General features: G+C 72.0%; 10 protein-coding genes. 7 read left to right on the top strand and 3 right to left on the bottom strand.

The features are described from left to right. Positions 1-5: 5 nt before the first annotated feature. Positions 6-467, top strand: coding sequence for a hypothetical protein (locus O7618_RS21095; protein ID WP_278107851.1), 462 nt, complete (start codon positions 6-8; stop codon positions 465-467). Positions 468-599: 132 nt separating this feature from the next. Here the strand turns inward: O7618_RS21095 and O7618_RS21090 are convergent, their stop codons facing one another. Together O7618_RS21090 and O7618_RS21085 are read right to left on the bottom strand one after the other, a co-directional pair. After that, on the bottom strand, positions 600-2,234 hold the full coding sequence (locus O7618_RS21090; RefSeq protein ID WP_278107850.1) for a glycoside hydrolase family 13 protein: 1,635 nt from the start codon (positions 2,232-2,234) through the stop codon (positions 600-602). A gap of 252 nt (positions 2,235-2,486) precedes the next feature. Next, entirely contained in the window at positions 2,487-3,557 is a 1,071-nt protein-coding gene (locus O7618_RS21085; RefSeq protein WP_278107849.1) for a LacI family DNA-binding transcriptional regulator, read from the bottom strand. Positions 3,558-3,753: 196 nt separating this feature from the next. Between O7618_RS21085 and O7618_RS21080 the strand changes: the two genes are divergently transcribed. The 4 genes from O7618_RS21080 (at position 3,754) to O7618_RS21065 (ending at position 9,492) form a co-directional block, all read left to right on the top strand. Further along, positions 3,754-5,007 carry a maltose ABC transporter substrate-binding protein gene (locus tag O7618_RS21080; protein ID WP_278107848.1) on the top strand — a complete coding sequence of 418 codons (1,254 nt, stop codon included), beginning with the start codon at positions 3,754-3,756 and terminating at the stop codon, positions 5,005-5,007. After that, positions 5,007-6,650: an ABC transporter permease subunit gene (locus tag O7618_RS21075; RefSeq protein ID WP_278107847.1), complete on the top strand. Its 1,644-nt coding sequence runs from the start codon at positions 5,007-5,009 to the stop codon at positions 6,648-6,650. Before O7618_RS21080 ends, O7618_RS21075 begins: the two co-directional genes overlap by 1 nt. Continuing rightward, on the top strand, positions 6,647-7,558 hold the full coding sequence (locus O7618_RS21070; protein ID WP_278107846.1) for a sugar ABC transporter permease: 912 nt from the start codon (positions 6,647-6,649) through the stop codon (positions 7,556-7,558). The genes O7618_RS21075 and O7618_RS21070 overlap by 4 nt, the downstream gene beginning before the upstream one ends. A 137-nt stretch (positions 7,559-7,695) precedes the next feature. Further along, positions 7,696-9,492 (top strand): glycoside hydrolase family 13 protein, encoded by a 1,797-nt coding sequence (locus tag O7618_RS21065; protein ID WP_278107844.1) that lies wholly within the window; start codon positions 7,696-7,698, stop codon positions 9,490-9,492. 55 nt (positions 9,493-9,547) lie between these two features. Here the strand turns inward: O7618_RS21065 and O7618_RS21060 are convergent, their stop codons facing one another. Further along, entirely contained in the window at positions 9,548-10,135 is a 588-nt protein-coding gene (locus tag O7618_RS21060) for a TetR/AcrR family transcriptional regulator (protein ID WP_278107842.1), read from the bottom strand. 364 nt (positions 10,136-10,499) lie between these two features. Here O7618_RS21060 and O7618_RS21055 point away from each other — a divergent pair, with 364 nt between their 5' ends. Then, the gene (locus O7618_RS21055) at positions 10,500-11,024 is read left to right on the top strand and encodes a hypothetical protein (RefSeq protein ID WP_278107840.1); all 525 of its coding nucleotides are present in this window, start codon (positions 10,500-10,502) and stop codon (positions 11,022-11,024) included. A 258-nt stretch (positions 11,025-11,282) separates the two neighbouring features. Then, entirely contained in the window at positions 11,283-11,624 is a 342-nt protein-coding gene (locus O7618_RS21050) for a hypothetical protein (protein ID WP_278107839.1), read from the top strand. Positions 11,625-11,758 lie beyond the last annotated feature (134 nt).

Here is an 11,758-nt window from a genome sequence, read left to right as displayed (position 1 = left end):
GGCCGGTGGGCGCACTCGTGACACTGGACCTGCCGGACGACTCGCCGATGCTGGGCCTGCCGTGGATCATCACGTTCGGCCCGCTCGCCGCGGAGGACGAGTGGGAGCCGGTGGTCTGCGGCCCGTACGAGCGACCGCACGCGTTGGCGCTGGCCGAGGCGGTGGTCGCCGAGGAGCAGCTGATGGCGGTCGTGGAGCCGATGCTGCCGGCGCTCACCCCGGAGGAGATCCGCGGCGAGATCGCCGCCGCGCAGATCGCCGCCGCGGACGAGGCCGCCGAGATCGACCAGGCGGACCTCTACGGCGATTTCGAGGACGTCATCGACGACGAACTGGAGTTGGCCGCCGAGCGTCGGCCGGAGCCGCAACCGGCGAACCCGCCGGACACCGACGAGGTGCGGGCCGGTTTCGCCCGGATCGCCGCGCTGCTCACCGCCAAGGGCGGTGGAGCGCCGGCGCGACCGTGATGGACACCGGCCCCCGGGAGCGGACTCCCGGGGGCCGGTACCACCTCACCCCCCACCACAAGGGGTCGGCAGCCCAGCCGCCCGTCGGCGCGGAGCACAACGGACGACCAGGTCGTTCGCGGGTTACCCGGCTCAGCGCCGTTCGAACCACGCGGCTGCGTCCACCGGCAGGACGTGTCCCTCGCCCCGCTCGGTGAGGTCGGCGCTGGCGACGAGCGGCCGGCCGTGGCCGGCCACCGCCACGTCGGCGCCGCTGAGGTTGACCACGCAGGTCAGCTCGGTGTCGCCGGCGGCGCGGCGGAACGCCAGCACGCCGGGCTCGGTCTCCAGCCAGGTGATGCCGGCGAGGCCGGCCAACGCCGGGTGCTCGCCGCGGATCCGCAGCGCGGCGCGGTAGAGCTCCAGCGTCGAGCCGGGCGCGCCGGTCTGGGCGGCCACCGAGAGGGCCCGCCAGGTCGCGGGCGCGGGCAGCCAGCTCAGCTCGCTGCCGTCCGGCCCGAAGCCGTACGGGGCCAGCTCGCCGCTCCACGGGATCGGCACCCGGCAGCCGTCGCGGCTCTCGCCGGTGCGCTTGAACGCCGGGTCCTGGCGTAGCTCGTCGGGGAGGTCCAGCACCTCCGGCAGGCCCAGCTCCTCGCCCTGGTAGACGTAGGCGCAGCCGGGCAGCGCGAACATCAGTAGCGCGGCGGCCCGGGCGCGGCGCAGGCCGACCTCGCCGTCGCCGTAGCGGGTGACGTGGCGCTGCCGGTCGTGGTTGGAGAGCACCCAGGTGGTCGGCGCGCCGACGATCGTCGACTCGGCGAGCGCGGTGTCGATGACCTTGCGGAACGAGTCGGCCGACCAGGTGGCGTCGAGGAAGTCGAAGCTGAACGCCTGGTGCAGCTCGTCCGGGCCGATGTAGCGGGCCAGCCGCTGCGGGGTCTCGGCCCAGGCCTCGGCGACCGCCATTCGACCGCCGGGGTAGCTGTCCAGGATCGGCCGCCAGGCGCGGTAGATGTCGTGCACCTCGTCCTGGTCGAAGTAGGGCAGCCGGCCCTTGCCGAGCAGCTCCGACTGGCGTTGCCCGGTGGTCATCGAGTTGAAGCCGACGTCGGGCAGCCCCTCGGCCTTGATCATCCCGTGTGCCACGTCGATCCGGAAACCGTCCACCCCACGGTCCAGCCAGAACCGCAGGACGTCCTCGAACTCGGCGCGCACCTCGGGGTGGCGCCAGTCCAGGTCGGGCTGGGCCGGGTCGAACAGGTGCAGGTACCACTGGCCGTCGACGACCCGGGTCCAGGCGGGGCCGCCGAAGATGCTCTCCCAGTCGTTGGGGGGCAGCTCGCCCTGCTCGCCCTTGCCGTCGGCGAACAGGTAGCGCTCGCGTTCCGGCGAGCCCGGGCCGGCGGCGAGCGCCGCGGTGAACCACTGGTGCGCGCTGGAGGTGTGGTTGGGCACCAGGTCGACGATGATCCGCAGGCCCAGGGCGTGCGCATCGGTGATCATCTCGTCGAAGTCGGTCAGGTCGCCGAAGAGCGGGTCCACGTCGCGGTAGTCGGCCACGTCGTAGCCGGCGTCGACCTGCGGCGAGGTGTAGAAGGGGGTCAGCCAGAGCGCGTCCACGCCCAGGTCGCGCAGGTAGGGCAGGCGTCCGCGGATGCCCTGGAGGTCACCGACGCCGTCGGAGTTCGCGTCGGCGAAGCTGCGGACGTAGACCTGGTAGACGACCGCGGAGCGCCACCAGTCGTCGTCGGTGGTCAGCGGCGCGGGGGTGGGGGCGGAGGTCATCGGTGTCGATTCCCGTTCTGTGGCGGCGCAGGGTGTCTGAGCAGAATGCCGCGCGGGCTCTGCAAGAGTCAAGCATTACTTGCGCAAGAAATGACCGCGATCACGCGCCGACCAGCCCGATCGCGCACGCCCCGCCGTCCCGCATCCCGAGACACCCCCCGCGCGCCGCCTTCCCGCGATCTTGCACCTGTGGCCCTTGTCGCGGGCGATTCACCCCGTTTGCCGGGGCGGAAAGCGCAAGATCGCCGGGGGTCAGGCGGGGACGGCGAGGGAGGCGGGGGTGGGGCGCTGGCGCTTGACCGAGGGGGCGGGGCGGGCGACGGCGGTGGAGCCGCGGACCACCAGTTCGGGGCGGAAGAGGTATTCCGAGTGCGGGGCGGCGTGGCCGTTGATCTCGTCGACCAGGGCCCGCACCGCGGCGACCGCCATCGCGGTCACCGGCTGGCGCATGGTGGTCAGCGGCGGGTCGGTGAAGGCCATCAGCGGCGAGTCGTCGTAACCGACCACGGACAGCTCGCCGGACACGGACCGGCCGCGCTGCCGGGCGGCCCGGATCGCGCCGAGCGCCATCAGGTCGGAACCGCAGACGATGCCCGTGACGTCCCGCTCGATGAGCCGGCCGGCGGCCGCCTCGCCGCCCTCCACGCCGAACAACGACAGCTCGGCCAGCTCGTCCAGCTCGGTCTCGGTGGCGCCGGCGAGCCGGGACATGGCGGCCCGGAAGCCGGCCACCCGGCGCTGCACCGGCACGAACCGGTCCGGGCCGGTGATCAGGCCGATCCGGCGGTGGCCGAGTGCGACCAGGTGGGCGACGGCCAGCTCGGTCGCCGCCCGGTCGTCGCAGGAGACGAACGGCGCGGCGATGTTCGGGGCGAACCCGTTGATCATGACGATCGGCAGTGGCCGGGCGATCAGCGCCCGGTAGCGGTCGTGGTTGGCGGCGGTGTCGGCGTGCAGCCCGGAGACGAAGACGATGCCGGAGACCTGGCGGTCCAGCAGCATCTCCACGTACTCGTCCTCGGTGACCCCGCCCGGCGTCTGCGTGCAGAGCACCGGGGTGAACCCGCTCTGCGCCAGCGTCGACTCGATGACCTGGGCGAACGCCGGGAAGATCGGGTTCTCCAGCTCGGGCACGACCAGGCCGACCAGTCCCGCGCTGCGCTTGCGCAGCCGGGCCGGGCGCTCGTAGCCGAGCACGTCGAGGGCGGTGAGGACGGCCTGCCGGGTCTCCGGGGCCACTCCGGGGCGGTCGTTGAGCACCCGCGACACCGTGGCCTCGCTGACTTCGGCCTGTTGGGCGATGTCGGACAGTCGAGCGCGCATGGCGGCACTTTAGCTCAACGGCAAAGTCTTGCGTAGACTTCTGCAAGCCCTTCCATTCTCTGCAACCTCTTGCTAACGTCCCCGCAACATGCGAGAGCAGCGGCGCAGTACCCCCGCGCCGGTCAGCAAGAAATTTCAGAGGTTCCACTGGCGGTTGCCCTTCCCCCGGCGGACCGCCATGACGACAGGAGTACCGATGCGCATCCGTACCGCGGGTGTGGTCGCCGTCCTCGGCCTGGCGCTCGCCGCGTCCGGCTGTGGTGACAGCGGCAGCGACAAGCCGGCCGCCGAGCAGTCCGCCAGCAAGGCGACCGGTGGCAAGCTGGTCATCTGGGCCGACGACAAGCGCACCGCCGCCCTCAAGCCCTTCGCCGAGGAGTTCGGCAAGGAGAACGGCGTGACCGTCGAGGTCCAGGCCGTCTCCAAGGACCTGCAGACCAACTTCGTCACCGCCTCCCAGCAGGGCAGCGGCCCGGACGTCGTGGTCGGCGCCCACGACTGGATCGGCAACCTGGTCCAGAACGGCGCCATCGACCCGGTCCAGCTGCCGGCCGAGCAGAAGGCCGGCTTCAACGAGACCGCGATCAAGGCCGTCACGTTCAACGGTCAGCTCTACGGTGTGCCCTACGCCACCGAGAACGTCGCGCTGATCCGCAACACCGAGCTGGCCCCCGAGGCGCCGAAGACGATCGAGGACCTGGTCACCGCCGGCAAGAAGCTCAAGGCGGAGAAGAAGGCCAGCGAGATCCTCTGCCTCCAGTCCGGGCAGAACGGCGACGCGTACCACATCTACCCGCTGTACACCTCGGCCGGCGGCTACCTGTTCGGCACCGCCGCCAACGGCGACTACGACCCGAAGGACCTGGGCGTGGGCAAGCCGGAGTCGATCGCCGCGTTCCAGAAGATCGCGAAGCTCGGTGAGAAGGGCGAGGGCGCGCTGAAGCGGTCCATCACCCCGGAGAACTCGATCTCCACCTTCACCGGCAAGAAGTGCGCCTTCCTGGTCTCCGGCCCGTGGGCCGTGGCCGACGCCAAGAAGGCCGGCATCAAGTACGACATCTCCCCGGTCCCCGGCTTCGCCGGCGCCAAGGAGGCCCAGCCGTTCGTGGGCGTCCAGGCGTTCTACGTCGCCGCCAAGGGCAAGAACAAGGCCCTGGCCCAGGAGTTCGTCACCAACTACGTGACCAAGCCCGAGCTGGCCGTCGCGCTCTACCAGGCCGAGCCGCGCCCGCCGGCGCTGACCGCCGCCTTCGACCAGGTCAAGGGCGAGGACGCGGACCTGGCCAAGTTCTCCGAGGCCGGCAAGAACGGCCAGGTGCTCCCGGCGATCCCGGCCATGGCCGCGATCTGGGACCCGTTCGGCAAGGCCGAGGCCGCCGTCATCGGCGGCGCCGACCCGGCCAAGACGATCACGGCCGCTGGCAAGACCATCCAGGGCCAGATCAAGTAATGAGCGAGCCGCTGTCCGGCCCGGGGTCCGCCACGCGGACCCCGGGCCGGGAGCCCGCTCGGCCCGGGCTCCCGCGCTCCTCCCGCAACGCGCGGAACCACGCGCCGATCACCGCGACCGGTCTCGTCGTCAAGGTGGTCCTGCTCGGCCTGGTGGCCGGAATCGCGCTCTGGGCGGCGTTCCCGCTCATCGAGGCCGGATACTGGCTCGGACTGGGCGTCCTGGCGGTCACCACCGCCGGCCTGTTCTACCTCTACCTGGGCCGCCGGCACATCCCGGCCAAATACCTGGTCCCCGGCACGCTCTTCCTGATCGCCTTCCAGATCTTCCCGGTGCTCTACACCGCGAGCACCGCGTTCACGAACTTCGGCGACGGGCACCGCGGCAGCAAGGACGACGCGGTCGTCGCCATCCAGACCTCCTCGGTGAAGCAGGTGCCCGGCTCGACCGAGTACGCCCTCACCATCGCCACCAAGGGCGACCCGGCGACCGGCGACCTGACCTTCCTGCTCAGCGACCCGAAGACCAAGCAGGTCTTCGCCGGGGACGCGGGCGGGCTGCGCCCACTCGACGCCGCCGACGTCACCGTCAGCAGCCTCAGTGGCAAGATCACCGCCGCCGACGGCTACACCGTGCTGAACATCGGGCAGGCCAGCAGCCGCAGCGACGCCGTCACCGCGCTGATCGTGCCCACCGACGACGGCGCCATCCGCTCCAACGGCCTCACCCGGGCCTACGAGGGCAAGGCAGCCCGGGCGTACGACGCCGACTGCGACTGCGTCAAGGACAGCGAGACCGGCAAGACCTGGACCGCCGACGAGAAGGTCGGCTCCTTCGTCGCCGCCGACGGGGAGCGGCTCACCCAGGGCTGGAAGGTCAACGTCGGGCTGAAGAACTTCGGCGCGGTGCTCACCGACCCGAACATCGCCAAGCCGTTCTTCGGCACGCTGGCGTGGAACTTCGCGTTCGCGATCGGCTCGACCGGGTTCACCTTCCTGCTCGGCATGGCCATCGCGCTCGCGCTGCACTCGCCCCGGATGCGGGGCACCAACTTCTACCGGGTGCTGCTGATCCTGCCGTACGCCATGCCGTCGTTCGCGATGCTGCTGGTCTGGCGGGACATGTTCAACACCGACTTCGGCCTGCTCAACAACCTGTTCGGGCTGAACGTCGACTGGTTCGGCGGGGCCTGGTCGGCCCGGATCGCCGTGCTGCTGGTGCAGCTCTGGCTCGGCTACCCGTACATGTTCCTGGTGGCCACCGGCGCGCTCCAGGCCATCCCCCGGGAGCTGACCGAGGCCACCTCGGTCGACGGGGCGTCGCCCTGGCAGTCGTTCAAGTCGGTCACCCTGCCGCTGCTGCTGGTGGCGCTCTCGCCGCTGCTGATCGCGTCGTTCGCGTACAACTTCAACAACGTCAACGCGATCCTGTTCACCACCGAGGGTGGGCCGTTCGCGCCGGACAACCCGCGCAACGGCGCCACCGACCTGCTGATCACCTACACCTACCGGCTGGCGTTCGGCGCCCAGGGCGCCGAGTTCGGCCTGGCCGCCACCGTCTCGATCTTCATCTTCGCGATCGTGGCGACGGTGTCGGCGATCAGCTTCCGGCGCACCCGCAAGCAGGAGGAGGTGTACTCGTGACCAGCCTCGCGGAAACGCCGGCGGCTCACCGCGGCACCGGTCGCGGTCCGGCCGGCCGGACCCGCAGCCGGTGGTTCGCCCAGGTCGGCTGGCGACACCTGGTCGGGGTGCTGGCCGTGGTGTTCAGCCTCTTCCCGATCCTGTTCGTGATCTCGGCGGCGCTCAACCCGCTCGGCACGCTCTCCTCCACCCAGTTGCTGCCGACCGGTGCGTCGTTGGAGAACTTCACCAACCTGTTCGACCGCACCGCGTTCGGCCACTGGTTCCTCAACTCGCTGCTGCTCGCGGGCGTGGCCAGCTTCGCGTCGATCTTCCTGTCGGCGCTGGCCGCGTACGCGTTCTCCCGGATGCGGTTCGCCGGGCGCCGGGTCGGCCTGCTGGCATTGCTGCTGATCCAGATGTTCCCGCAGTTCCTGGCGATCGTGGCGATCTTCCTGATCTTCACCACGCTCACCGACCTCTACCCGGGGATCGGCTTCAACACCCCGTGGGGCCTGTTCCTGCTCTACATGGGTGGCGCGCTGGGGGCCAACACCTGGCTGATGAAGGGCTTCTTCGACACGCTGCCGAAGGAGTTGGACGAGTCGGCGACCATGGACGGCGCCTCACACGTGCAGGTCTTCTTCCGGATCATGCTGCCGCTGGTGGCGCCGATCCTGGCGGTGACCGGCCTGCTCGCGTTCATCGGGTCGATCAACGAGTTCATCATCGCCAACGTGTTCCTCACCAACACCGAGTCGAAGACCCTCGCGGTCGGCATGTACGGCCTGGTGGCGGGCGAGCGCAACAACAACTTCGGGATGTTCGCGGCGGGCACGCTGCTCACCGCGATCCCCACGGTGCTGGTGTTCCAACTGCTCCAGCGCTACATCGTCTCCGGCCTCACCTCCGGAGCGGTAAAGGGCTGAGCCTCCTCGGCTCACGCTGCGGCAAGGGCGTCGTGTCGGCGTACACCACAGCGGTTGGGAAGGCGGACCGTCGCGGTCGGGTGACCGACCGCGACGGTCGCCCCACTCACTGTCGGTACGACGCGAAAGGCCGCACCATGTCCCTTCAGCCCCACCACGACGGCTCCGCCACCTACGTGCCGGAGCAGGAGCCCGCGCTCGGGCAGACCGTGCCGGTCTTCGTCCGGGTGCCGGCCGGCGGCGGCGTCGACCAGGTGCACGTGCGCACCACCGGCGACGGCGAGCCGCACTTCGCCGAGGCGGTGGTCGACCGGACCGCCGGTGGCGACGTGTGGTGGCGGGCCGAGGTCGAGGTCCGCAACCCGGTCAGCAACTACCGTTTCCTGCTCGACGGCGACCACGGTGCCCGTTGGCTGAACGCGGCCGGCACGGCCGCCCACGACGTGCCGGACCACGGCGACTTCAAGCTGGTCAGCCACGCGCCGCCGCCGGCCTGGGCCCGGGACGCGGTGATCTACCAGATCTTCCCGGACCGGTTCGCCCGCTCGGCCGCCGCGGACGGCCGCACCGCCCCGGACTGGGCCATCGGATGTGACTGGGACACCCCGGTCATCGGCCGTGGCCCGGAGACGCCCCGCCAGTTCTACGGCGGCGACCTGGACGGGATCACCGAGCGCCTGGACCACCTGGACCGGCTCGGCGTCAACACGGTCTACCTGACCCCGATCTTCCCGGCCCGCTCCAACCACCGGTACGACGCGTCCAGCTTCGACACCGTCGACCCGCTGCTCGGCGGCGACGCGGCGCTGGTCCGGCTCGCCGACGCGGTACGCGCCCGGGGCTGGCGGCTGCTCGGCGACATCACCAGCAACCACACCGGCGACGCGCACCGGTGGTTCACCAACGCGATCTCCGACGTCGACGCGCCGGAGCGCGAGCTGTACTACTTCGACCTGGCCGGTGGCGACTACGAGTCGTGGAACGGGGTGAAGTCGCTGCCGAAGCTCAACTGGGGCAGCGCGGAGCTGCGCCGCCGCTTCGCCACCGCCGAGGACTCGTTGCTGCGCCGCTGGCTGCGCCCGCCGTACGGGCTGGACGGCTGGCGGGTGGACGTGGCGAACATGACCGGCCGGCGCGGCGCGGACGCGTACACCCACGAGGTGGCGCGGCTGCTGCGCGAGGTGGTCGCCGAGACCCGGCCGGACGGGCTGCTGCTCGCCGAGCACGGCCACGACCACACCGGCGACCTGGACCGCGACGGTTGGCACGGCACCATGAACTACGTCGGGTTCACCGACCCGGTGTGGTCCTGGCTGCGGGCGGGCGACGGCCCGGTGCCGAACTTCCTCGGCACGCCGGGCGGGGTGCGGCGGCGGGACGCGGACGCGGTGCTGGCCACCATGAACGCCTACCGGTCGCTGGTCTCCTGGCGGTCGTACACGCACTCGTGGCAGCTCCTCGGCTCGCACGACTCGGCCCGGATCCGCACGGTGGTCGGCGACGCGGCCCGGCAGGAGGTGGCCGCCGGGCTGCTCGCCACCATGCCCGGCACCCCTGTCGTCTTCGCCGGTGACGAGCTGGGCCTGACCGGCACCAACGGCGAGGGCTCGCGGACCCCGATGCCGTGGCACCGGCCGGAGAGCTGGGACCGGCGCACGTTCGACGCGTACCGGTCGCTGCTGGCGCTGCGCCGCGACGAGCCGGCGCTGCGGCACGGCGGCCTGCGGTGGGTGCACGCCGACGCGGACACGCTGGTCTTCCTCCGCGAGACGCCGACCGGGACGGTGCTGGCGCTGGCCCGCCGTGCCCACGGCGCCCCGGTCCACCTGACCGGCCTGCCCGCCGCCGAGAACATCTACGGCGGCGCGCCCGCGTTGCGCCCAGGCGCGCCCCTGCCGGCGGACGGCCCCACCTTCCAGCTCTGGCGCTGGTGAAAGGAGGGGCCCCTTGTTAACGCATTCTGCATAACAAGGGGCCCCTCCTAACACCTCAGCGCAGGAGCGCGCGGGCGCCGGTGAGGTAGGTGGCGCGGTCCGGGGAACCGGTGAGGATGCGCTGGGTGAAGTAGCCCGGCACCAGCCCGAGCAGCGCCGCGCCCACGGCGGCGGGATCGGCGTCGGGGGGCAGCTCGCCGGCGTCGCGCGCCCGGGTCGCGGCCGTCACGAAGTGGCCGCGCAACCGGGTGTACGTGGCGGCGACGAACTCGGCCAGCACCGGGTCGCGCTGCGCCTCGCTCCACACCTGGAGTGCCAGCGGCAGCACGCCGTCCGGGCCGAGTTGGGTGTCGACGAAGGTCAGGGCGCGCTCCAGCACGCCGGTCAGCGGCAGCGGCGGCTCGGCCGTGGACAGGTCGGCGAAGGTCGCGTCGGCGGTGCCGATGACCGCCTGGGCGATGGCCGTGATCAGGTCGTTCTTGCTGGGGAAGTAGCGGTAGACGGCCCCGACGGAGAGCCCGGCCTCCTTGATCACGTCCTGCATCGAGGTGTGGTGGAACCCGTCGCGCACGAAGCAGCGCCGGGCCGCGTCGAGGATCTGCTGGCGGCGGGCGGCGAGGTGCTGCTCGGAGACGCGTGGCACGACACACATCCTAAAGCGAACGTTCGTTCTTGACGAACGCGGCGCGGCGGCGCACGCTCGCCTCAAGAGAACGAACATTCGTTTTAGGGAGATCGCGATGCCCGCTCGCCCTGGACCCTCGCCGCGCTGCTCGTCGGCGTGGTGGTGATGGCGCAGGCGCTGCTCGTACCCCTGTTCGCGGCGCCCGCCGCGCACCTCGCGCCGCGCGACCTGCCGGTGGCCGTGGCCGGTCCGCCGCCGGCCGTCGCCGAGCTGACCACCGGCCTCGCGGCGGCCCGTCCCGGGGGGCTTCCCGGTCACCGCCCCGCCGGACGCGGCGGCGGCCGACCGGGCGCTGCGCGACCGGGAGGTCTACGCCGCGTTCGTGGTCGGGCCGGACGGCGTCGCCCTGCACACCGCGCCGGCCGCCAGTCCGACCGTGGCCGCCCTGCTCACCGAGGCCGCCGGCCAGCTCGCGGCCGGCCGCCCGGTTCCGGTGACGCCGGTCGTGCCGGCCGACCCGGACGACCCGCGCGGGGCCGGGTTCGCCGCCGGGTTCCTGCCGCTGGCGCTCACCGGCATGCTGGCCGGCGCGCTGCTCACGCTGCTGGTCGCCGGCCGCCGCGCCCGGCTGGCCGGCCTGATCGGGTACGCGGTGCTGGCCGGCGCGGCCGGCGTCGCGGTGCTGCCCGGCTGGCTCGGCCTGCTCGGCGGCGACCCGTGGCGGGAGGCGGCCGCGATCGGCCTGTTCTCGCTCGCCGCGGCCGGCTTGGTGGCGGGTCTCGGCGCGCTGCTCGGCCGCGCCGGCCTCGGCCTCGGGGCGCTTCTCGTCTTCCTGGTCGGCAACCCGCTCTCCGCGGTCGCCGCCGCGCCCGAGCTGCTGCCGCAGCCGTGGGGCGCGGTCGGGTAGTTCCTGCCGGTCGGCGCCGGCGGCACCCTGCTGCGTTCGGCGGCCTTCTTCGACGGCGCGGGCGCCGGCCGCCCGCTGGCGGTGCTGGCCGGGTACGCGCTGGTCGGGTTGGCCCTGGTCCTCGTCGGCCGTCGGTCGGGCGGCGGCGTGGACCCGGAGGCGGTGCCGGCCCGGCCGGCGGCGGCCCAGGTCACGGTATGACGGCACCTGGGCGAGCTGGCTACTACGGGGCGTCGTTGATGGGGGAGGATGGCCGGCGTGGAAGCTCTTCGACTGATCCTTCTCTACGTCCATCTGATCGGCTTCGCGCTGCTGCTCGGCGGCGGGGTCGCCCAGTACGTGAGCGGCCGGCTGCGGATCAACGCGGCCATGCTGTGGGGGGCGGTGATCCAGATCCTGACCGGTCTCGGGCTCTCCGCGCCGCTGCGCGACGGCGACGAACCGGCCCCGGCGAAGCTTGTTACCAAGTTGGTGCTCGCGTTGCTCATCTTCGTCATGGTCTTCTTCTCCCGTAAGCGGGAATCCGTGAACCGTGGGCACTTCCTCGCGATCATCGGGTTGACCCTGCTCAACGCGGCGGTCGCGGTCTTCTGGCGGTAGCCCGCCAGGCAACGGAAGAGCATCAGGAAACGGACGTTCAGGACGCGACCGCGCACGCCTACCAGCCGGAAAAGTGATCTGCCCCACCCAAGGGTTACGCCGGGGTAACGGACGCTCAACAGTCGTGCACGATT

The organism is Micromonospora sp. WMMD980 (assembly GCF_029626035.1).
GTDB lineage: Bacteria > Actinomycetota > Actinomycetes > Mycobacteriales > Micromonosporaceae > Micromonospora.
The sequence above is the reverse complement of the archived record's forward strand: the minus strand, read 5'-3'. Positions and strand labels throughout refer to the sequence as shown.

Excerpts from the sequence above, each read along its gene's own strand:
- O7618_RS21090 (WP_278107850.1), bottom strand. The coding sequence starts at position 2,234 with ATGACCTCCGCCCCCACCCCCGCGCCGCTGACCACCGACGACGACTGG.
- O7618_RS21085 (WP_278107849.1), bottom strand. The coding sequence starts at position 3,557 with ATGCGCGCTCGACTGTCCGACATCGCCCAACAGGCCGAAGTCAGCGAG.
- O7618_RS21080 (WP_278107848.1), top strand. The coding sequence starts at position 3,754 with ATGCGCATCCGTACCGCGGGTGTGGTCGCCGTCCTCGGCCTGGCGCTC.
- O7618_RS21075 (WP_278107847.1), top strand. The coding sequence starts at position 5,007 with ATGAGCGAGCCGCTGTCCGGCCCGGGGTCCGCCACGCGGACCCCGGGC.
- O7618_RS21065 (WP_278107844.1), top strand. The coding sequence starts at position 7,696 with ATGTCCCTTCAGCCCCACCACGACGGCTCCGCCACCTACGTGCCGGAG.